The 22368-nt window shown below is 65.7% G+C and carries 17 protein-coding genes; 10 read left to right on the top strand and 7 right to left on the bottom strand.

The window, feature by feature from the left end; all coding sequences use genetic code 11:
- Positions 1-48: 48 nt before the first annotated feature.
- Together CHB97_RS12070 and rocD are read right to left on the bottom strand one after the other, a co-directional pair.
- Positions 49-1002 (bottom strand): arginase, encoded by a 954-nt coding sequence (locus CHB97_RS12070; RefSeq protein ID WP_089288232.1) that lies wholly within the window; start codon positions 1000-1002, stop codon positions 49-51.
- Between the two features lie 18 nt (positions 1003-1020).
- Positions 1021-2244, bottom strand: a complete 1224-nt coding sequence (gene rocD, locus CHB97_RS12065) for an ornithine--oxo-acid transaminase (RefSeq protein ID WP_089288231.1) — start codon at positions 2242-2244, stop codon at positions 1021-1023.
- Positions 2245-2695: 451 nt separating this feature from the next.
- Between rocD and CHB97_RS12060 the strand changes: the two genes are divergently transcribed.
- Complete coding sequence (locus tag CHB97_RS12060) at positions 2696-3646, top strand: AAA family ATPase (protein ID WP_089288230.1); 951 nt, start codon at positions 2696-2698, stop codon at positions 3644-3646.
- Positions 3639-4559, top strand: coding sequence for a ParB/RepB/Spo0J family partition protein (locus CHB97_RS12055; RefSeq protein ID WP_089288229.1), 921 nt, complete (start codon positions 3639-3641; stop codon positions 4557-4559). The genes CHB97_RS12060 and CHB97_RS12055 overlap by 8 nt, the downstream gene beginning before the upstream one ends.
- A gap of 50 nt (positions 4560-4609) precedes the next feature.
- Here CHB97_RS12055 and CHB97_RS12050 read toward each other — a convergent pair whose 3' ends face one another.
- Complete coding sequence (locus tag CHB97_RS12050) at positions 4610-5938, bottom strand: replication initiation protein (RefSeq protein ID WP_089288228.1); 1329 nt, start codon at positions 5936-5938, stop codon at positions 4610-4612.
- An 836-nt stretch (positions 5939-6774) separates the two neighbouring features.
- On the opposite strand from CHB97_RS12050, the gene CHB97_RS12045 reads away from it, so the two are divergent.
- The 7 genes from CHB97_RS12045 to CHB97_RS12015 all read left to right on the top strand — a co-directional run bounded on the left by CHB97_RS12045 (position 6775) and on the right by CHB97_RS12015 (position 15045).
- Positions 6775-7680 carry a pirin family protein gene (locus tag CHB97_RS12045; protein ID WP_089288227.1) on the top strand — a complete coding sequence of 302 codons (906 nt, stop codon included), beginning with the start codon at positions 6775-6777 and terminating at the stop codon, positions 7678-7680.
- Between the two features lie 311 nt (positions 7681-7991).
- Positions 7992-8969 carry an ABC transporter substrate-binding protein gene (locus tag CHB97_RS12040; RefSeq protein WP_089288226.1) on the top strand — a complete coding sequence of 326 codons (978 nt, stop codon included), beginning with the start codon at positions 7992-7994 and terminating at the stop codon, positions 8967-8969.
- Between the two features lie 73 nt (positions 8970-9042).
- Positions 9043-9864 (top strand): ABC transporter permease, encoded by an 822-nt coding sequence (locus CHB97_RS12035; protein ID WP_089288225.1) that lies wholly within the window; start codon positions 9043-9045, stop codon positions 9862-9864.
- A 20-nt stretch (positions 9865-9884) separates the two neighbouring features.
- Positions 9885-10679 carry an ABC transporter ATP-binding protein gene (locus tag CHB97_RS12030; RefSeq protein WP_089288224.1) on the top strand — a complete coding sequence of 265 codons (795 nt, stop codon included), beginning with the start codon at positions 9885-9887 and terminating at the stop codon, positions 10677-10679.
- A gap of 110 nt (positions 10680-10789) precedes the next feature.
- Positions 10790-12643, top strand: a complete 1854-nt coding sequence (locus tag CHB97_RS12025) for an ATP-binding protein (RefSeq protein WP_160105788.1) — start codon at positions 10790-10792, stop codon at positions 12641-12643.
- Complete coding sequence (locus CHB97_RS12020; protein WP_089288222.1) at positions 12630-13961, top strand: sigma-54 dependent transcriptional regulator; 1332 nt, start codon at positions 12630-12632, stop codon at positions 13959-13961. The genes CHB97_RS12025 and CHB97_RS12020 overlap by 14 nt, the downstream gene beginning before the upstream one ends.
- A 259-nt stretch (positions 13962-14220) precedes the next feature.
- A complete protein-coding gene (locus CHB97_RS12015; RefSeq protein ID WP_200819906.1) occupies positions 14221-15045 on the top strand; it encodes a 3-keto-5-aminohexanoate cleavage protein in 825 nt (274 codons plus the stop codon).
- Between the two features lie 123 nt (positions 15046-15168).
- Here the strand turns inward: CHB97_RS12015 and CHB97_RS12010 are convergent, their stop codons facing one another.
- Positions 15169-16551 carry an FAD/NAD(P)-binding protein gene (locus CHB97_RS12010; RefSeq protein ID WP_160105786.1) on the bottom strand — a complete coding sequence of 461 codons (1383 nt, stop codon included), beginning with the start codon at positions 16549-16551 and terminating at the stop codon, positions 15169-15171.
- A 214-nt stretch (positions 16552-16765) separates the two neighbouring features.
- On the opposite strand from CHB97_RS12010, the gene CHB97_RS12005 reads away from it, so the two are divergent.
- Positions 16766-17383 (top strand): glutathione S-transferase, encoded by a 618-nt coding sequence (locus CHB97_RS12005; protein ID WP_089288219.1) that lies wholly within the window; start codon positions 16766-16768, stop codon positions 17381-17383.
- 32 nt (positions 17384-17415) lie between these two features.
- Here the strand turns inward: CHB97_RS12005 and cueR are convergent, their stop codons facing one another.
- The 3 genes from cueR to CHB97_RS11990 form a co-directional block, all read right to left on the bottom strand.
- Positions 17416-17814: a Cu(I)-responsive transcriptional regulator gene (gene cueR, locus CHB97_RS12000; RefSeq protein ID WP_089288218.1), complete on the bottom strand. Its 399-nt coding sequence runs from the start codon at positions 17812-17814 to the stop codon at positions 17416-17418.
- The gene (locus CHB97_RS11995) at positions 17811-20075 is read right to left on the bottom strand and encodes a cation-translocating P-type ATPase (RefSeq protein ID WP_089288217.1); all 2265 of its coding nucleotides are present in this window, start codon (positions 20073-20075) and stop codon (positions 17811-17813) included. Before CHB97_RS11995 ends, cueR begins: the two co-directional genes overlap by 4 nt.
- Positions 20076-20159: 84 nt before the next feature.
- Positions 20160-22235 (bottom strand): methyl-accepting chemotaxis protein, encoded by a 2076-nt coding sequence (locus CHB97_RS11990; protein WP_089288216.1) that lies wholly within the window; start codon positions 22233-22235, stop codon positions 20160-20162.
- Positions 22236-22368: the final 133 nt, after the last annotated feature.

The raw sequence follows: 22368 nt of genomic DNA, 5'->3' as shown, positions 1-22368 counted from the left end.
GCCGAGCATTATAACAGGGGCGGGGGCGATATCGCAGCCCCCCGCCGCTCACGCGGCCACGTCAGGCATGGTGCCTGCCCGCCCTTCCCCCTGCAGAAAGTCCGTCAGCAAACCGATGGACAGGTCCAGCGTCTGGCCATCGCGGTCGTGACGCGGCGCCAGTTCCACCAGATCCAGCGCCGTGACCAGCCCGCTGTCGCCCAGCAGGGCCAGGGCCACCCGCGCACTGGCAGCATCCAGCCCATCGGGCACCGGGCTGCCCACACCCGGCGCGATGGCCGGGTCCAGCACATCCAGGTCGAAGCTGACATGCAGCAGGCCATTTTCAGCCTTCACCCGCTGCAGCAGATCGGCCAGCAGGGGCGTGATGCCGTGCTGGCGAACCATCCCCATGCCCAGCGGCTGCACCCCGGCGCGGGCCAGATTCTCCGCCTCCCCCGGATCAATGTCGCGCACGCCGATCTGGGTCAGCCGGCCCGGCGGCACCAGCGGCGTGAAGGCCCCGACCGCCAGCAATTCCGGCGCCCCCAGCCCACAGATGCTGGCCGCCGGCAAGCCATGGGTATTGCCGGACGGGGAGGTTTCCGGCGTGTTGAAATCCGGATGCGCATCCACCCACAGCAGATGCAGCGGCCGCCCCAGCCGGGCGGCATAAGCGGCACTGGCGGCGACTGAGCCCAGCGCCATGGCGTGATCACCGCCCAGCAACAGCGGCGTGCCGCCGGTGGCCAGCACGCGGGCCACCCGGTCGCGCACCGCCGCACACCAGGCGGCCGTCTGGGCCAGATTGCGGCTGCCATCCGGCCCGGTGGTGCCATCATAGGCGGGACCGGTCACATCGCCCATATCGGCCACCAGTGCTGTCCCTGCCAACCGCCGCAATAGCCCGGCTTCACGCAAGGCTGCCGGCCCCTGGGCCGCCCCGCAATCCGTATGGCCCACATCGGTGGGCGCACCGATCAGGCCGAACCAGCCGGTTCGGCATCCTGTCATCATCTGCATGTTCCGCCTCCCCTGCCCTTAAGCCCGCAGGGCTTCCAGGGTTTCGGCGAACCGGTCGATGGCCCAATCCAGATCGGCCCGCTCGATCACCAAAGGCGGGGCGAAGCGGATCACCGTTTCATGCGTTTCCTTGGACAGCACGCCGCGGGCCATCAGCGCCTCACATACCGCCCGCGCGCTGGCAAAGCCGGGATCGATCTCCACCCCCAGCCACAGGCCGCGCCCACGCACGGCGCGGATGGCGGGATGGGCGAGCGCCGTCAGCCGGTCCCGCATATGCTGGCCCAGTTCGGCGGAGCGCTGCACCAGCCCTTCCTCTTCCAGCACCTCCAGCGCTGTCAGGCCGACGGCGGCGGCCAGCGGGTTGCCGCCGAAGGTGCTGCCATGGTTGCCGGGGACGAACATGTCAATGACATCGCGGCGGGCGACAAAGGCGGAAACCGGCAGCACCCCGCCGCCCAGCGCCTTGCCCAGGCACAGCCCATCGGGGCGGATCGCTTCATGCTGAAAGGCGAACCATTGGCCGGTGCGGCCCAGGCCGGATTGAATCTCGTCCAGGATCAGCAGCACATTGTGCCGGTCGCAAATCTCGCGCAGCTGGCGCAGATAGCCTTCCGGCGGCACCACAATGCCGGCTTCCCCCTGGATCGGTTCCACCAGAATGGCGGCGGTGTTGGGGCAGATGGCCGCCTCCATCGCCGCCGCATCGCCATAGGGCACAGTGCGGAAGCCGGGGGCGAAGGGGCCGAACCCATCCCGATAGGCGGGCTCGCTGGAGAAACCGACAATGGTGGTGGTGCGGCCATGGAAATTGCCCTCCGCCACCAGAATCTGCGCATGGTTGGCGGGGATGCCCTTCACCCTATGGCCCCAGCGCCGGGCGGCCTTGATAGCGGTTTCCACCGCCTCGGCCCCCGTATTCATCGGCACCGCGCCATCCAGCCCGGTCAACGCACAGAGCCGGGCCAGGAACGGCCCCAGCCGGTCGGTGTGAAAGGCGCGGGAAGTGACGGCGACCCGGCTCGCCTGTTCGATCAGGGTGCGCAGGATGCGCGGATGACCATGGCCCAGATTGACCGCCGAATAGGCGCTCATCATGTCCAGATAACGTCGCCCCTGTTCATCCCACATCCAGGCCCCTTCGGCGCGGGTGATGACCACGGGCAATGGCTTGTAATTATGGGCGCACCAGCGGTCTTCCAGGCCGATGGCATCGCTGCTGATCGGGGCATGAATATCCATGGTCTGTCCTCCCTGGGTATTTGCTTGTATCGCCGCCCTGCGGCGTTGCCTTACCAACCAGCATGACAAAGCCCAGCAGCCGAAACGGCTGAACAGGCCGGCAGCGGCGACAGGAACCGGGTGCTGCGCCGGGTGGCGGCAGCCGTTTCGGCCCCGGACAATCCGGCACAGTAAGGCGCTTCCCGCGCCGCTGTGCGACGTCACACAGACCCGTGATATCCGGCACATAAAGCCTGAAACCGACCCCGTGCAATTTGGCACAGCAAGAACGGGACGGTGTAGAACGGATAATTTTCACTGTAATTACAAACACTTAATGAGAGGTAGCAATCTACGCTCTTTGTGCCGAATTTCACGGGTTACAGGGCATCATTGACTTTCTTGTCAGGTTGAGACAAGTCTCAACCAACAACAAGCTTTCCCGATCCCGTAACGCGATGATGGGCCTGCAATGACCCCCGATGAACTGCGCCAGTTCCGCGAGCGCCGTGGCGAAAGCCAGGCGGCCTTTGCTGCCTGGGTGAACACCAAACTCGGCCGCAAATATGATAATGCCACCATCAGCCGCTGGGAATCCGGGGCCGAACGGCTGCCGGTGCGGGTGGCGGAGTTCCTGGCCGCCGCCAGCCAGCGCGTCGCCAAGATTATTGCCGTCGCCAACCAGAAGGGCGGGGTGGGAAAAACCACCACGTCGCTGAATCTGGGCTATGCGCTGGGGGAACTGGGCAAAAAGGTGCTGATCGTCGATGCCGATCAGCAGGCCACCGCCACGGAAGGGGCGGGGCTGGACCCGCTGACCGTGCAGGATGAAAAGCGGGGGCTGGAAGATGTGCTGTTCGGCGAAACCGCCATCCGCGACGCCATCGTCGCGCTGGACGGGTTCGACATGCTGCCCTGTACCATCGCGCTGGCCGAAGCGCAGATCAAAATCCTGCTGGACCCGGATGATGGGCGCTATGTGCTGCGGGAACGTCTGTCGGAAATTCAGCGCGATTATGATTATATTGTCATCGATTGCCCGCCGGAACTGGCACTGATCACTGTCAGCGCCCTGATCGCCGCCGATGCGCTGCTGATCCCAACCAAGGCCAGCCGTTATGATGTGCGCGGTATTCCGCTGATTTTCGACACGGTGCAGAAAATCCAGCGCCGGCAGAATCCCAGCCTGACCGTCTTGGGCATCCTGCCCACCATGTTCAACCGCAATTTTGCGGTGGAACAGCAGGTTCTGGCCGATCTGCAGGAGACGGTGGGGTCAAAAACCCGGATTTTCGCACCCGTCCCCCGCTCCACCGAGATTGATCAGGCAACCTATGCCGGGCAATTGCCCTTGAAGGCGCTGCCGAAATCACATCCGATCAATATTTACCGCACCATCGCGCAGGAGATCGTCAATGGTTAAGAATTGGCGTAAGGCCGGCGCACAGCAACCGGTGGTGAAAAGCATCGGTGAAAGCCTGGAACGGCCGGGCGCGGATTTGCTGTTCGGCGATACCGAGGGCTTGCGCGATACGGTGATGCTGCGCCTGTCCGATGTGGTGCCCAACCCGCACCAGCCGCGGCGTTTTTTTGATGAGACGGAGCTGCAGGGCCTGGCCACCTCCATGCGGGAGGTGGGGCAGCTGTCGCCCGTGCTGGTGACGCCGCACCCGACGGAGCCGAAGCATTTCATGCTGGTGGCCGGTGAACGGCGCTGGCGCGCAGCATCCATGGCCGGGATGAGCCGGATCATGGCCCATATCCTGCCGGTGGAGACCAATACTGAGCAGATCGCCCTGATCGAAAATCTGCAGCGCGTCGATCTCAGCCCGGTGGAAGAGGCGGAAGGCATCCGCCGCCTGATCGAAGCGCATGAGTATAATCAAGAAGAAGTGGGCGACCTGTTGGGTCGTTCGCGCACTGAAGTCAATACAACCCTGACTTTGCTGAAACTTCACGCTGATATTCAGCGGGACTGTGTGACGTCACACAGCGATATTCCCAAAGCTGTTCTTCTGGAACTGGCACGCATGGAATATCCACAACAATTGACCTTATGGGAAAAGGCCCGCCAGGGCGCTTTGACCGTGCGGGAAGCGCGTGATGCGCGATTGAAACCGGACATCGCCAAACCGTTGAGCGAACCGAAACAGATGACGCCCAAGCGCTTCATCGCCGGCCTGGGCAAGCTGGAAAGGGGCCTGGAACAGGGTGTTCAAGCCCTGCAGGAAGATGGAACCAAGCTCTCCAAGGCGGATCGTCAACGGCTGGAAGCCTTCCGCAGTCGCCTGCTGGAATATGCCGATCTGTTGGAAAGCCTGGGCCGGGAAGGTTAAAGCCCGGCTTATTCTTCCGTCAAAAGCGGGGCCGTCGGGCCCCGCTTTTTTTATGCCCGCAGCCCGGCCACCACCTCTTCCGCCACCAGCCCCACCCAGCGGGGCAGATTTTCCGGCGCCGTGGCCGCGCGCATTTCCTTTGCCCCCAATTCCTTGGCCCGGCGATACCAGCGGGCGCGCACGGTATAGGGTTCCCCAGAAAGGAATTGGGCCGCCCGCACCGCCGCCGCCGAGGGTTCAGACCCCGGCGGGGTGATCTGTACCGGCCCCGATGCCGTGGGATGCAGCTTTTCCAGCCAGGCCCGGAAGGCGGCAGAGGGGTTGCGGCAAGGCTCCTTCTGGCGCAGCGCCCATTCCGCCCAGCTGAAAATCGCCGTCTGCATATCCACATCGGGATATTGCGTCACCAGCTCTTCCACCACCTCCAGCGAGACGCGCTGAATCAGGCCCAGCACGCCGGCGGGGCCGCGTTCCCGGTCGGTGCGGCCATCCTCCAGGTCCGGCGTGTCCTGATCACGGGTGCCGGCATGGGCCCCCTTGCCCACCGGCGCCTTGGCAAATTCGGTGATGCGGGCGGTGGCGACCAGATCGCTGTTCGATTTCTTCTTCACATCGAAGATCAGCTTTTCCACCTTGCGGCCGCGCCCATGCGAACGGATTTCCTCATAAGCGATCAGCAATCCGCTTAACTCATTGATTTCCTTGATACCGGGGTCCAGAACCCGGCGCTGAAAATGCGCATAGTTGGGCATTTTCTCCGTACAGCCCAAGCTTTCGCGCAGATCATCGATCGTCACTTCCCAGCGCGGTTCGCGCAGGTTGACCCGCAGACTCAACAGCTCATAAAGTGCCAGGGAATATTTGGAGGAGAATTGGGCGCAGATGGCCAGATGGATGCGCGCCCAGGCGCCCGGCTTGGCCAGCAGCGGGCGCAGCTTGGGCGGAAACTCCCATTCCGCATAGCCGGCCCCGCGCGGCAAGGCGCGGAAGGCCAGCAGGGGCGAACCACCCTCCTTCAGCTGCTGGTCTGCCTCACTCCAATAGGGGAAACGCACCAGTGTCTGCATCAACCGGTCGAAGGACTGGCGCAGACGCACATTATTGCTTTCCGTATCATCGCCGATGGCGCGGCGCAGATCGGCGGTGGAGGCGCGGAAGGGCGGCAACACGGCGTTCGGGTCGGCCAGCTTGTCCCAGCTATAGGCCAGCAGCACGTTGAACAGCTTGCGATCGGCTAATGTCAGGCCGTTACCGGTCTCCATCACCTCAATCTGGGTGCGCGGTTTGGGCAGCGTCGGATCGGTCGATAGATCCAACACATTGCCGCTGATGCGCGGCCGCACCATCTCCGGCTTGGGCATTGCAGCACTGGCCGCCATTAAATTCCGCTCCCCCCTGCGCGATGTCACTGTGACACAGCATCACCAGCACAGGCACAGGATCAAGCGAGAATCATCAAACCCGTGCGAGATGGCACAGTGACAGCGTCAAATGCCCGTCACAGCCGTGACATCCGGCACAGCAAGGGCAGCACCCCCGGATTCGTCCCGTGAGATCAGGCACAAACACGCGCCGGCCCCAGACTGTGCCGAGGAATCACCCGGAAAATGCAGCGGAATCGGCGGTGAATCGGGGGGCTGACCGTGCGTTCTGGCACAGAATGGCGAGGGCTCCCCGTGCAATCCGGCACAGGAAGGCCCGGTCAGAGGCCGGAAATCCCGTGCAATCCGGCACAGGGAATAGGGCTAAGAGTTTGATTTTATAGGATGTTGCGATTTCCCCTCAAACCTCCCCCGGACAATCCGGCACAGCAAGCCGCCTCCCCCGTGAAGTAAGGCATATGAAGCCGTGGGCTGGGGCACAAAAAGCCGGGCAATCCGGCACCGTGACTCAGAAGATCTGGCACACAGAGCCGGGTGCCACGGCACAGAGACATGGTTCAAGCATCTGAAAAATATGCGATTTTTCTCCCCGAACTTAGAACAGGGAATCAAAGGAATCTTAAAAGAACAGAAAGGTTGAGGATAGCTTGAGACAAAAGGGGCAAAGGCAGGAACCGACAGAAAGGCAGACAGAACCCGCCAGCCCTCCCTATCACCCGATGCGCCTGGTACAAAGCTGACGGAAAAGGCACTGCGACACCGGACAAGGATTGACGGGGGCCAAACAGCGCCTGATCCTGCCACGCCCGAGCCCCGTGATGGAGTGTCCCCGCATGAGTGTCCCAACGCCAGAAAATGACGGCCCCATCAGCCTGATCGTGGTGCCCCGCAGCCATGATGTCGGGGGGTTTGAGGTGCGGCGCGCCCTGCCCACGGCCAAGCGCCGCATGGTCGGCCCCTTCATCTTCTGGGATCAGATGGGGCCGGGCTTTCTGCCCGCCGGGACCGGGCTGGATGTGCGGCCGCACCCGCATATCGGCCTGTCCACCGTCACCTATCTGTTCGAAGGGGAGATCATGCACCGGGACAGTTTAGGCTCGGTCCAGCCGATCCGCCCCGGTGAGATCAACTGGATGACCGCCGGCAGCGGCATCGCCCATTCTGAGCGCACAGAGGCCAGCCAGCGCAGCCATGGCAATGCCCTGTCCGGCATTCAGAGCTGGGTGGCCCTGCCGGAACGGTACGAGGAAATCACCCCGGATTTCGTGCATTACAGCGCCGATGCCATGCCGGTGATTGAAGATCAGGGTGTCTGGATGCGGCTGATCGCCGGGGAGCTGTTCGGCGAATGCTCCCCCATCCGCACGCTCTCTGAAACCATCTATGCGGAAATCCTGCTGACGCCGGGGGCGCGCATCGCCATCCCACCGGCCCATGCTGAACGGGCGCTGTATGTTTCCAGCGGGGCGGTGGAGATCGCCGGCGACCGCCATGCGGTGGGCGAGGATGGCGGCGGTGTGCTGCTGGTGCTGCGCGAGGGGGATGAGATTGTCGTCACCGGGGTGACGGCGGCACGGGTGCTGCTGTTCGGCGGGGAGCCGATGGATGGCCCGCGCTATATCTGGTGGAACTTTGTTTCCAGCTCCAAGGAACGCATTGAGGATGCCAAGGCCGACTGGAAGGCCGGGCGCTTCCCGGCTGTGCCGGGGGAGACGGAATTCATTCCGCTGCCGGAGTAAGGCCAGCGACCGCTGGCCCGGCACCACGTGGTGCCGCAAGCCAAGGCGGCGGATGCCGCCGCCCGGCGCCTGAGGGAACACGCAATCTTCCGGCGGAAAAAGTGACAGGCGGGCGGGGCAGATGGCGGTTTTCCGCCACCCCGCTCGCCTGTCACCGCAATGCACAAGTGCTTGATCAGCAAGGATCATAGGGCGCAGATTTTTCATATTGCAGCGCGATATTGGCACGCCCCCTGCTTTGGGAAGCCCAGCCCGGACATCGGCATGAAGCCGGGTGGAACAAGCAACCCGAAGCCTGAGGATCGCCACCGATGAAACCCGCCAAGCTGCTTTCCCTGTGTGCCGCTGCCGTCGCGCTGTGTGCGCTGGCCCCCGCCGCCATGGCTGCCGATGATGTGATCCGCGTCGGCAATCTGAAGCTGGCGCATTTCGGTGCCGTCTCCTATGTGCAGGAAATCGCCCCTTCCTGCGGCATCAAGGTGGAAACCAAGATTTTCGCCAAGGGCCCGGACGTGATGCAGGCCATTCTGGCCGGTGAGCTGGATGTCGGTGCGACCGCCTCGGAAGCCGCCATTTCCGGCCGCGCCAATGGCGCGCCGATCTTTATCGTGGCCGGCTTTGCCAAGGGCGGGGCGCGGCTGGTGGCGGCCGCCGATTCCGGCATCAAGAGCGTGGCCGACCTGAAGGGCAAGAAGGTCGGCGTCACCCGTGGCAGCATCCAGGAAGTGCTGCTGGCGGCCGAGCTGGACAAGGCCGGTCTCACCTCCTCTGACCGGGGCGACAAGGATGTCACCATCACCTATCTGGGCTATCCGGACCTGAACCAGGCCCTGCTGCTGAAGCAGCTGGATGCCATCATGCAGACCGAGCCGCAAAGCTCCCAGGCCATCGGCGCTGGTTTTGGTACCGAAGTGATCAAGCCCTATGACACGCCCATCGGTTCGCCGGTGCGCACCATGGTGATGACCGAGAAGTTCATGAAGGAAAAGCCGGAACTGGCGCAGAAATATCTGGCCTGCTTCGTGAAGGCGACCAAGACCTTCATGGACAGCCCGGCCACCGCGTCGAAATTCGTGCGCGAAACCCTGTTCGGCGGCCAGCTGAAGGAAGCCGATTTCGACGCTGCCATCGGTAATGCCCCCTATACGCTGGGTATCACGGCCGAGCATATCCAGGCCACCACCGACACGATGAAGGCGCATGGCATCGGCAAGATGTCCAAGCCGCCGGTGGCCAAGGAGTTCGTGCGCACCGAACTGCTTGATCTGGCCATGCAGCAGGTGAAGTAAGGCCCTGCCAAGGCGGGGGGATCGCCCCCCGCCTTGTCCCTGACAACCCGTCTGCAATCCGGGAAAAACCTACATGAAGAAGCCGAAACTGAAGGCGCTGGCGGAAGGGGCAGCCGTGCCCGTTGTGCTGCTGGTGCTGTGGCAGCTGGTCTGTTCCATGGGCTGGGTCAATGAACATGTCCTGCCCTCCCCCGGCGCTGTCGCCGTGCGCTGGTGGCAATATCTGGCCCCGCTGGAGCCCTATGATCCGAAGGCCGGTTCCTGGCTGGCCTGGGCCGTGTCGGGTGAGCTGATCATCGACAGTATCGGCAGCCTTTACCGCGTGCTGATGGGCTTTCTGGTCGGGGCCGTGCTGGCCCTGCCGCTGGGCCTGTTGATGGGGGCCAAGCCCGCCGTCTATCGCTGGTTCGACCCGATGATCCAGGTGCTGCGCCCCATCCCGCCCATCGCCTATATCCCGCTGTCGATCCTGTGGTTCGGGTTGGGCAATCCGCCGGCCATCTTCCTGATTGCCATCGGCGCCTTCTTCCCCGTGCTGGTGAACACCATTGCCGGGGTGCGCCATGTCGATGGCATCTATCTGCGTGCCGCCCGCAACCTGGGCGCCAGCCAGAGCACGATTTTCCGCCGCGTCATCCTGCCGGCGGCCACGCCCTATATCCTGTCCGGCGTGCGCATCGGCATCGGCACCGCCTTCATCGTGGTGATCGTGGCGGAGATGATCGCCGTTTCCAATGGCCTGGGCTTCCGCATCCTGGAAGCGCGGGAATATTTCTGGTCCGACAAGATCATCGCCGGGATGCTGACCATCGGTCTCTGGGGGCTGGCCATCGATGTCGGCGTCAGCCGGCTGAATAATTACCTGCTGCGGTGGCACCGCGGCCTTGAGCATTGATGCAGGGGGAGACCGGAGCCATGAACGCGCTGATCGAGGTCAATGGCGTCAATAAGGTGTTTCCCGTGCCGGGCGGCCAGGTGGTGGCCCTGCAGGATATCAACCTGACCATCAACCAGGGTGAATTTGTCTGCCTGCTGGGCCCGTCCGGCTGTGGCAAATCCACCCTGCTGAACGCGGTGGCCGGCTTTGCCCTGCCCAGCAGCGGCGCCATCACGGTGGGGGGCAAGGCCATCAACGCCCCCGGCCCCGACCGGGGCATGGTGTTCCAGGAATATGCCCTGTTCCCCTGGATGACGGTGGCGCAGAACATCGCCTTCGGGCTGGAGATCAAGGGGGCCCCGCGCGCCCAGATCGACGCCACGGTGGAAAAGCTGCTGTCCATGCTGGGCATGACGGAATTCCGGGGCCGTTTCCCCAAGGATCTTTCCGGCGGGATGCGCCAGCGCGTGGCCATTGCCCGCGTGCTGGCGCTGGACAGCCCCGTGCTGCTGATGGATGAACCGTTCGGCGCCCTGGACGCGCTGACCCGCCGTTCCTTGCAGGATGAGCTGCTGCGCATCTGGCAGGAACTGGGCAAGACGGTGATCTTCGTCACCCATTCCATCGAGGAATCGATCTATCTGGCCGACCGCATCGTTGTGCTGACCTATCGGCCCGGCACGGTGAAGCGGGATATCCATGTCGACATGCCGCGCCCGCGCGACAGCGGCAGTGCCGCCTTCAACGAGCTGAAGCGGGAACTGGGCCGGCTGGTGATGGAGGAACAGCAACGTCACGAGGCGGCGGAACGCGCCGGGCTGACGACGGATTGATGGCCGGGCAAGGCGCGTCAATGGCACCCGCGACCATGATAGCGATACCGGCCAAAGGCCGTTCCGCTATAGTGCGGTCGCGCGCGCCCCTTGATGACGAGCCCGAAACCATGCCTAGTCCCCAACGCCTGCTGTTGAGCCTCTGCCTGCTGCTGGTCGCCACCGCCCTGGTGCTGGGGGCCGGCTGGCAGGCGGGGCGCTTCACCCGGGACGGGCTGATGGGCGCCCTGCATGGAAGGCTGGAGGTCTATGGCCAGAGCCTGGATACCATGCTGGGGCGCTTTGACCATCTGCCCGCCACAGCGGCGCTGGACCCCACCCTGGTGCGGCTGGCGCAGAGCCATGATCCCGCCCTGGTGGCCCCGGTGAATGATTATCTGCGCACCGTCAACCGTCGCACGGGGGCGGGCGTTCTCTATCTGCTGGGGACCGATGGCACCACCCTGGCCGCCAGCAACTGGGACCAGCCCAATTCCTATGTCGGGATCAATTTCGGCTATCGCCCCTATTTCCAGCAGGCGATGGAGGGGCGGGACGGGCATTTTTACGGCACCGGCACCCTGACCGGCATTCCGGGATATTTTATCGCCGCCCCGGTGCGCGCCCCCGCCGCCGAGGGCGGGCATATTATCGGCACCGTGGTGGTGAAGGTGCTGCTGGACGCGATGGAGACGGTCTGGCGCGATGCCGGCGATCTGGTGCTGCTGACCGATCGCCATGGCATCGCCTTTCTGTCCAGCTTGCCGGACTGGAAGCTGCGCAGCACGCGGGCGCTGGATGCCATGGCCCTGGATGAGCTGGCGGACACCCGCCAATATGGGCGCGACAATTATCCCCCCCTGCCCTTCACCCTGCCGCCCCGGCTAGCCGGGCCGGTGGAAACGACCGATGGGCGCTATCTGCTGGATGGCAGGGCGCTGGAACGCGACGGCTGGTCCCTGCTTGTGTTGCAGGATGCCGCCCCGGTGCGCCGGGCGCAGAGCATGGCGGCGGCGGCCATGGCGCTGCTGCTGGCCCTGGCGCTGGCCGGCGGGCTGGCTTGGCGCCAGCGCTTCCGCCGTTTGCAGGAACGCGAACGGTCGCGCGCCGCGCTGGAACAGGCGCGGCTGGATCTGGAACGCAAGGTGGTGGAGCGCACCGCCGACCTGTCCACCGCCAATGCAAGGCTGGAACGGGAGGTGGAACAGCGCCGCCGCACCGAACAGGAACTGCGCGCCGCGCAGAATGAGCTGGTGCAGGCGGCCAAGCTGGCCGCCCTGGGGCAGATGGCCGCCGGGGTGACGCATGAGCTGAACCAGCCGCTGACGGCGCTGCGCGGGCTGGCGGAAAATTGCCGCGCCCTGCTGGATCGGGGCCGCGAGGGCGATGTGCGGGAAAATCTGGCCTTCATGGCCGATCTGGTGGACCGCATGGCCAAGATCACCAGCCAGTTGCGCGGCTTCTCCCGGCGCAGCGATGGCCCGCCCGAACCGGTGCCCCTGGCCAGGGCCGTGCGCGATGCGCTGGCTCTGCTGGAACGGCGGCTGACCGAACAGGGGATCGCCGTCGATCTGGGCCTGCCGTCGGGCGGGCTGGTGGTGGGGTTTGAACCGGTGCGCCTGCAGCAGGTGCTGGTCAATCTGCTGCGCAATGCCGCCGATGCCCTGCGTGACCGGCCCAATCCGCGCATTCGTGTGACCGGTAACGTCAATGCCAATAATACTGTCTGCTTGAGTGTGACCGATAACGGTTCTGGTCTTGGTTTTGAGGTGTTGCCCCGGCTGTTCGAGCCCTTCTTCACCACCAAGCCGGCGGGTGAAGGGCTGGGGCTGGGGCTGGCGATCAGCCAGGCGATTGCCCGGGAATATGGCGCCCAGCTTTCTGCTGGTTCCGGGCCGGAGGGGGGCGCCTGTTTCACCCTGACCTTCCCGCCCCTGAGAGAGATATTCCCCGCCGGGGAGGAGAAGAACCATGCCGCGGCCTGATCTGCAGGTGCTGTTCATCGACGATGAGGAGATGATCCGCCGCACCTGCCGCCAGACCCTGGAACTGGCCGGCATCAAGGTGCGCACCTTTGCCGGGGCAGCGGCGGCGCTGGCGGAGCTGGGGCCGGATTTCCCCGGCATCATCGTCACCGATGTGCGCCTGCCGGAAATGGACGGGATGGAGCTGCTGGCCCGCTGCCGCACGCTGGACCCGGAATTGCCGGTGGTGCTGATCACCGGCCATGGCGACGTGGCCATGGCCGTTCGGGCCATCCGCGAAGGGGCGTGGGATTTCATCGAAAAACCCTTCCTGAACGACCATTTCCTGGCCGTGGTGCAGCGGGCCCTGGCCAAGCGCGCCCTGGTGCGGGAAAACCGCCGCCTGCGCCGGGCGCTGGATGGCGAAGGCTCCATCGCCCGCTATCTATTGGGGCAGAGTGCCGGCATCGGCCGGGTGCGCGATGCCGTGGCCAATCTGGCCGGTACGGATGTGGATGTGCTGATCCTGGGCGAAACCGGGGCCGGCAAGGAACAGGTGGCCCGTGCCCTGCACGATGGCGGCAACCGGGCTGCCCTGCCCTTTGTCGCCATCAATTGCGGCGCCATCCCGGACAGCATGTTCGAAAGCGAGATGTTCGGGCATGAGGCGGGGGCCTTTACCGGGGCTGCCAAACGCCGTATCGGCAAGATTGAACATGCCGGGGCCGGCACCCTGTTCCTGGACGAGGTGGAGAGTATGCCGCTGGCCCTGCAGGTGAAGCTGCTGCGGGTGTTGCAGGATCGCACGCTGGAACGGCTGGGCGGCAATGCCGCTGTGCCGGTGCGTTGCCGCGTGGTGGCGGCCACCAAGGTGGATTTGAAGCAACTGGCCGATGCCGGGCGCTTCCGGCTGGATCTTTATTACCGGCTGAATGTCGTCACCATCCCGCTGCCGCCGTTGCGGGAACGGCGGGATGACATTCCCCAGCTGTTCGAGCATTTCGTGTTGCAGGCGGCGGGGCGTTATCAGCGCTCCGTTCCCGATGTGCCGCCGGCCCTGGTGCGCCAATTGATGCTGCGGGACTGGCCCGGCAATGTGCGGGAATTGCGCAATGCCGCCGACCGGTTCGTGCTGGGCATGGGCGGGCCGGACCTGACGGAGGCCAGTACCGCCCCTTTATCCCTGCCCGACCTGCTGGATCAGGTGGAGCGCCAGTTGATTCAAGAGGCGCTACGCGGCAGCGGCGGGCAGGTCACCGGGGCTGCCACCGCGCTGGGTGTCGCCCGCAAGACCCTGTACGACAAGATGAAACGGCTGGGGCTGGCGGGGGATGGGTGAGATGGGATTGTTGGCTTTGCCGATGGGCGCTGACGGTGCCATTCGCCCTATGCTGCCTTCCCCGCGCAAGCGGGGATCCAGGGGCCACCAGCGCCAATGCTCCGGTGCCCTTGGCCCCTGGACCCCCGCTTGCGCGGGGGAGGCACGGGAGAGGTGACGGGCGCCTTGGTGCCCCCGACCGCTGCGGTGCGTATTGTAAAAGCCGGGATGTTCTGTTCTCGGTCTGCTGATGACCTTCTCCCCCCACAGGAACCCACCCATGTCCCCTTCCCTTCCCCCCGCCATCCTGACCGTCGCCCCCAACGGGGCGCGGCGGGTGAAGGTGGATCACCCCGCCATCCCCTTGACCGCTGACGAACTGGCTGCCGAGGCGGCGGCCTGTCAGGCGGCGGGGGCGGCGATGATCCATGCCCATGTGCGCCGGCCCGATGGGCGGCATCTGCTGGATGCTGACGCCTATCGCCAAGCCACCGATGCTATTCGCCGGCAGGTGGGGCCGGGCATGGTGGTGCAGATCACCACGGAGGCCGCTGGCATCTACCAGCCGCCTGAACAGATGCGGGTGGTGCGCGAACTGGTGCCGGAGGCGGTGTCGCTGGCCATCCGCGAACTGGTGCCCGATGCCGCGCATGAGGTGGAGGCATCAGGCTTTTTCGCCTGGATGCGCCAGCGGGAGATCATGCTGCAAATAATCCTTTATTCCCCGGACGATCTGGCCCGTTACCACGACCTGAAGGCCCGCGGCGTGCTGGGGGAGGGAGTGGATTTCCTGCTGTTCGTGCTGGGCCGCTATAGTGCGGGCCAGCAGAGCCGGGCGGCCGACCTGCTGCCCTTCCTGGAGGGGCTGGACGGGTTGCCGCCCTGGGCCGTCTGTGCCTTCGGCGCGCAGGAGGCCGCCTGCGCCCAGGCGGCCCTGTCGCTGGGCGGGCACGCGCGGGTGGGGTTTGAAAATAACCTGCACCTGCCCGATGGCAGCCTAGCCCCCGGCAATGCCGCCCTGGTCGCCAATGCAGCCCAGGCCGTGGCCTTGACCGGGCGACGGCTGGCCAATGGCGACGATGTGCGGGCGATGCATCGAGGATAGGGCTGTTTCCGGTCAACCGGAAACAGCCCCGGCGGCGACTGCCGCCGCGCGGCACGTGCCGCGTAGCCAAGCTGCGTATGCAGCCCCGGCGGCGATTGAGGAGCACGCTCTAAGGCTCTACCCTCACCCCAAATCGCGGCAGATGGCGGCGGCCACCTGCTGGGCCTGCACCCGGATATCGGGGATGGCCGTCACCTCCCAGAAGGCCCCGCGCGACGCGGGGCCCAGGGCATAAAAACGCCCAGAACAGCCATCGGCGGCGATCAGCCGACCATCGCCATCCAGATCAAGCCCCAGCCCCAGCGCATCGGGCAGCGCCAGCCCTGCCGCCAGCAGCGACCGGATGATCGGCGGCCCATTGCGTGACAGGTCACCCCCTGAACCGGTGCAATTCACCACATGGGCGACATCCAACCGCTCGTCGGCATTTCCCCGCCGGGGTCGCCATTGCACGGCCACCTGCTGGCGGGCGCCGGTTCCTTCCAGGGCGAAGGCGCGCAGCCGCCCGGCCTTCAGGGTGATTTCCCCGCTTTCCAGCATCGCCGTCAGCCGGTCGGCCACCACAGGGGCCAGCCGGTGGCGGTGCACATCCCACCAGGGGCGCAGATGGCGCATAAAGCGCCGCCGCGTCGGCGTATCCAGCGCCTGCCAGAAACCACGCGTGACCGGTCGCAGCGCATCAATCACCGCCCGCCAGTCCGCCGCGTCGCCTTGTGCTTCGTGATAGCGTTTCACATGGCGCCGCACGATGCGCAGGGCTGCGGAGAGAACCGGCGGCAGGGGCGGCAGCGGGTCGGGCGGCACCGCCACCGGGGCGGCATGGCGGCGCGGCAGCAGCCCGCGCCGCGACATGGCGATCTTCGGCCCTTCATGCCCGATGCTTTTCAGGGTCAGGGCCACATCCACCATGGTCAGCCCGGTACCCAGCAGCAGCACCGCGTCTTCCGGGGCGACATGGCGGAAGGCATCGGCGGCCCAGGGGTCGGCAATATAGCGCGGGGAGGCGCCCAGCCCGCCATCAGGCACATAGGGCGGCTCCGGCGCGCCATTGCCGGTGGCCAGCACCAGCGCATCGATCAGCAATTCCCGCCCCACCGCCAGCCGCAGCCGGGGCCGCCCCTCACCGATGATCAGGCTGGTCGCCTCATCATTCACCAGCATCAGCCGCCCGGCGGCCCGGTCGCTCATCGCCGCTGCCCGCAGCAGGCCGGAGAGATAGGCGCCATAGGTGCGGCGGGGCACGAAGCCGGCTGCCAGCAGGTCCGGGTCGCGGTCGCGCAGCCAGTCGGTGAAATGGGCCGGCTGGTCGGGAAAGGCGCTCATATTCCCCGCGCGAACATTCAGCAGATGGTCGGCATTGCCGGTGCTGTAGGCGACACCAACGCCAAAGCCCTGGCGCTTTTCAATCAGGAAAATGCGCGGCCCCTGGGGGTTGGAGAGGATATGCAGGGCCGTCAGCGCCCCACTGGCCCCGGCGCCGATAATGGCAACGGTGGGCCGGCTCAAGCGATCACCCGCAGGCAGAAGGGCGGCAAGGGCAGCATGGGGGCTCCTGTCGTCTCGGGGGCGGGGTAATTTCCTACTGACAGTATAGAATTAAACGGGAGCGGCGGGGGCCTTGTCAATGGGACAAGGAGGGGCTGTCGGGTGAGCGGTTGCGGGGCGGCGCGGTTGGCAGGATCATCGGCGAAGGCAACGCAGATGCAAAGGGGATCAGGTGATGCGGCTGATTGGCATGTTGGATTCACCCTATGTCCGTCGGGTGGCGATTTCGCTGCGGCTGATGGGCCTGCCCTTTGCCCATGAATCCCTGTCGGTGTTCCGCACCTATGACCAGTTTGCGGCCATCAACCCGGTGGTCAAGGCGCCCACCCTGGTGACGGGGGAGGGGATGGTGTTGATGGATTCCAGCCTGATCCTGGACCATGCCGAACGACTGGCCGCCGCAGAACGGCGGCTGATGCCGGTGGATATGGCCACCCATACGCGCTGCCTGCGCCTGATCGGGCTGGCCCTGGCCGGCACGGAAAAGGCGGTGCAGCGGGTTTATGAGGAGATGCTGCGCCCGGCGGAAAAGCGCCACCAGCCCTGGATGGAGCGTACCGGGGCGCAGATGCTGGCCGCCTTCGATCTGCTGGAAGCGGAAATCGGTGATGGGACGGGCTGGCTGCTGGCCGAACGCCCGCTGCAGGCCGATGTGACGGCGGCGGTGGCCTTCTATTTCAGCCGCACCATGCGGGGCGATGATGTGGATTGGAACAGCCGTTTCCCCCGGCTGGCCGCCCTGTCGGCGCGGGCAGAGGCTTTGCCGGTGTTTCGTGAACTGCCGCACGATTGAGCTGTTTTACAAGGAATGTTTCCCGTGAAACTTTATGTCCCGCCCCCCTGGTCCAGCCCGTCCAGGATGGCGCAATCGGGGCTGTCATTACCCTGGCAGTGACGGGCCAGCCCCTCCAGCGTCTGTTTCATTACCTGCAATTCGTCGATCCGTTCCTGCAGATGCGCGATATGGGAAAGCGCCAGCGCCTTCACATCGGCGCTGGCGCGGTCGCGGTCATGCCACAGGCGCAGCAGCCCGCCCAGATCGGCCAGCGGAAAGCCAAGCGCACGGGCCTGACGGATGAAACGCAGGGTGCGGATATTCGCCTCCCCATAGAGCCGATAGCCGGCGGCGGAACGGTCTGCTGCCGGCAACAGGCCCGTCGCCTCATAATGGCGGATCATCTTGGGCGTGACGCCGGCTGCCTTGGCGGCCTGTCCGATATTCATCGCCCTGCCCCCGCGCGGGGCCGCCAGCGGCGCAGCAACAGGGCATTGCCCACCACGCTGACGCTGGAAAAGGCCATGGCGGCCCCGGCAATCATCGGGTTCAACAGGCCCAAGGCGGCCAGCGGAATGCCCACCACATTATAGGCGAAGGCCCAGAACAGGTTCTGGCGGATCTTGGCCCAGGTCTGCCTGGAAATGGCGATGCTGTCGGCCACCAGCAGCGGATCACCGCGCATCAGGGTGATGCCCGCCGTCTCCATGGCCACCTGTGTGCCGGTGGCCATGGCAAAGCCGATATCGGCGGCGGCCAGGGCCGGCGCATCATTGATGCCGTCACCCACCATGGCGACGGTGCCGCTGCTCCCGCGCAGCCGGGCCACCGCTGCCGCCTTCTGGTCGGGCAGCAGGCGGGCCACCACCTCATCCAGACCCAGCCTGTCCCCCACGGCACGGGCCGCCGCCTCATGATCGCCGGTCAGCATCACACAGCGCAGGCCCTGCGCCTTCAGCGCGGCGATGGCGGCGGCGGCGGTGGGTTTGGGTTCATCGGCAAAGCTCAACAGGGCCAACAGTTGCCATTGTGCCCCCTGCCCCGCCTGCACGGCCAGCCAGGATTGGCTGTGCCCCTGCTGGCGGGCCGTGGCGGCGGCATCGGCCAGCGGGGTGATATCCACCCCCAGTGCCGCCATCAGCCCTTCATGGCCCAGGCGCAACGCCTGCCCCTCCACCATGCCCGCCATGCCCTGGCCGGGCAGGGCGCGGCTATTCTGGGCGGTGGGGAGGCGCAGGGATTGGGCACGGGCGGCATCCAGCACGGCACGGGCCAGCGGATGCTCACTGCAGGCCTGCAGGCCGGCGGCCAGCCGCAACGCCTCGGTGGCGTCGATACTGGGGGCCGGCGTCAGGCCGGTCAGCACCGGTTTGCCTTCCGTCAGAGTGCCGGTCTTGTCAAAGACGATGATGGTGGCGGCATGGGCGCGTTCCAGGGCGCCGGCATCCTTGATCAGGATGCCGCTGCGCGCCGCCACGCCGGTGCCTGCCATCAACGCCGTGGGCGTGGCCAGCCCCAGGGCGCAGGGGCAGGCGATCACCAGCACGGAAACCGCATTGATCAGGGCGGTTTCAGCCCCCGACCCCGCCAGAACCCAGCCGGCGAAGGTGATCAGCGCGATGACCAGCACGAAGGGCACGAAAACGGCGCTCACCCGGTCGGCCAGCCGCTGGATGGGGGCCTTGGCGGCCTGCGCCCCTTCCACCATGGCGATGATGCGGGCCAGCATCGTATCCCGCCCCACGGCCCCGGTACGCACCAGCAGGGTGCCGGGGCCATTCAGGGCGCCACCGGTCACGGTACTGCCGGCCTGTTTGGCCACGGGCAGGGACTCCCCCGTGATCAGGGATTCATCCAGGTCGGACGCGCCTTCCACCACCGTGCCATCCACCGGCACGGCAGCACCCGGCAGCACGACAACCAGATCGCCGACGCGCAATTGCGCCACCGGCACTTCCACATCACCCGATGGCAGCCGCAGCCGCGCCAGCCGGGGCCGCAGCGCCATCAGCGCCTGAATGGCTTCCATGGTGCGGCCCATGGCTCGGGCTTCCAGCCAGCGGCCCAGCAGCAGCAGGGTGATGACCACCGCCGCCGCCTCAAAATAAAGATGCGGGGCGTGATCTGCGTGGGCGGTGAGCCAGAGGAAGACGGACAGGCCCCAGGCGGCCAGCGTGCCCAGGGAAACCAGACTGTCCATGCTGCCGTGAAGGGTGCGGGCGGCCCGGAACGCGCCCTTATGGAACTGCCAGCCCAACCAGAAGGTAACCGGCGTGGCGAGGGTGAGTTGCAGCCAGCCCGGCAGGCTGGGCACAAGCCCCAGCATGGGGGCCAGCAGCGGCAGGCTGAGCATGGCCGCCAGCACGACGCGCCAGCCGGCATTCTCCCCCCCTGCCCCATGGGCGGCATGGTCATGACCGGGGGCGCTGTCAGCCCCCTGCCCTGCCCCCGTCCCTTCCGGTGCAATCAGGTCCGCCCCATAGCCGGCACCGGCCACGGCATCGGTGAGTGCTGCGCCATCGGCCCCGATGGCGCGCACATGGGCGCGTTTGCTGGCCAGATTGATATCGGCCGTCACCACGCCCGGCACCTGCCGCAGCGCCTTTTCCACCCGCGAGACGCAGCCAGCGCAGCGCACCCCCGTCAGCGACAGATCAAATTCGGCGATCTGGGCGCCGGTTTCGGCCCCCCTTATCCCGCTTCCATCCATGGCCCGGTCCCCTTGGAAGTAACACCTGCCCCATCATGTGGGGCTTGCCACCATGTCAAGGTCAAGGGGTCTGCGACGAAAAACTCAGGCGGTGCGGATATTGGCCAGGAAGCTCTCAATATCCCGGCGCAGAATCTCCGACTGCTGGGCCAGCTCACCAGCGGCGGCCAGCACTTCGCCAGAGGCTTCGCCCGTCTGGTCGGCGGCTTCGGCCACCCGGCCCAGATTGGCCGACACCTCCTGGGAGCCCCGGGCGGCCTGCTGCACATTGCGGGCGATTTCCGCCGTGGCAGCCCCCTGTTCCTCCACAGCGGCGGCGATGGCGGCGGCAATCTCGCTGACCCGGCGGATGGTCTGGCCGATGCCGCTGATCGCTTCCACCGAACTGCTGGTGGCCGATTGCATACTGGCGATCTGGGCGGAAATCTCCTCCGTGGCGCGGGCGGTCTGGGTGGCGAGGCTTTTCACCTCGCTGGCGACGACGGCAAAGCCCTTGCCCGCCTCCCCGGCCCGCGCCGCCTCGATGGTGGCATTCAGGGCCAGCAGGTTGGTCTGGGCGGCAATGTCTTGGATCATCTGCACGACATTGCCGATCTTCTCCGCCGCTTCGGCCAGTCCGCGCATGATGCGGTCGGTCTCCGTCGCCTGATTGACGGCGGAAAGGGCGATGGTGGCGGATTCCGACACCTGACGACCGATTTCCAGGCTGGAGGAGGCCAGTTCCTCGCTGGCGGCGGCCACCGTCTGCACATTGCTGGATGTCTGTTCGGAGACGGTGGCGCAGTTGGTCACCTGCTGTGTCGTCTCCTGGGCAATGCCGCTCATGGAATGGGCCGTCCCCTCCAGCTCCGTCGCCGACGCGGCGACGGCGTGCAGCACCTCGGCAATCGCCCCTTCGAACTGGTGGATCAGCGCTTCAACCCGCTTCACCCGTTCTTCGCGCGCCTGGCGCTCAGTCGCGGCCAGCTGTTCCAGCCGCTGGCGTTCCTGGGCATTGCGGTTGAAGACCACCAGACCACGGGCAATATCCCCTACCTCGTCCGGGCGCGCCTCACCAGCAATGCTGGTTTGCAGCTCCCCATCCGCCATCCGGCCGATCACCTGGGTCAGCCCGTTCAATGGCGTGATGACGCGGCGATTGAAGACATAGCCCAGGGCGACGATGGCAATGGCAATGCCCAGAGTCAGCAAACCCACTAGGATCAGCCCGATGGTGGCGGTGCGGGCGCGATCATCCAGATAATCCGCCCCGGTGGCCAGGGCAGCATCGCGGATGGACATGATCGGTTTGACGAAATTGGCCTGAACGGTGCGGAATTCCAGCGGGGTTATGCCCGGATCGGCATTGGCCCGCACGGCGGTGACGATGCGGTTGTAGTAATCGCCCCCTTCCTTGAAATAGGTTTTCTCCACACTCGCCAGGGCCTCGGCCACCTTCGGCGGCTCCCCGGCCAGTTTGAACTGTGCCTGAATCTGGGCCCACCGCTCCTCGATCCGGGCCATCATCTCCCCATGCTTCTCGTGATTTGCCGGGGTGCGCGTCTCCGGACTGGAGAGGTAGAGGCCGATATGGGAGGAGCGGGCACCGGCGGCGGAACGGAAATCATTGGTCAGCCGGGCCAGGGCGATATAGTCGGACACACCGGTATTCAGGCGGGAGACCGCCACCTCCATCGTCTGCAATGGCCGTGTCGCCTCATCCATATTGCGGTTGACGGCCGCGGGGTAGCCCTTCAGGAAACTGGCATCGCGGGCGGACAGGGGCTTTGCCGCCTCACCCAGGGCGCGGGTACGCAGCTCCTGAATATGGGTTTTCAGGCTGCTCAGCGCCGTCTTCATGGCCGGGTCGCCAATCTCCCGCTCGGCGGCATTCAGGCTTTGGGCCAGCGCCTCATCCGTCTTGGCCGTCACGGCGGCGACCCGGTCCCGCCCCGCCTGATCCAGCACGCTGTCCGCCTGCAGCACCGTGTTTAAAGCCGACCGTTCCAGCGGCAATTGCTCCACAATCCGGGAAACGGCCTGGAAGGTCCGCAGATAGCGCGCGGTCTGGTTGATGCTCCAGAGTGAACTGACCTGTTGGGCCACCAGCATCATGGCCACACCGACAGCGATGACGCCGGCGCCGGAGATACAAAGGGTGAACAGGGTCTTGACGCGCATCGGGGGAACTCCGCAGGGCAGGCCTGGATAGGGAAAAAGTCATCATTGAATATTTGCACGGATTGCAATGAAAGGTCGCGTGCTTTCAAATGTATTTTCTATGAAAACGCGCCGCGTAGCTATCTAACCCGAT

This window comes from Azospirillum sp. RU38E (genome assembly GCF_900188385.1).
Classification (GTDB): Bacteria; Pseudomonadota; Alphaproteobacteria; order Azospirillales; family Azospirillaceae; genus Niveispirillum.
This window is presented reverse-complemented; position numbering and strand designations above follow the sequence as displayed.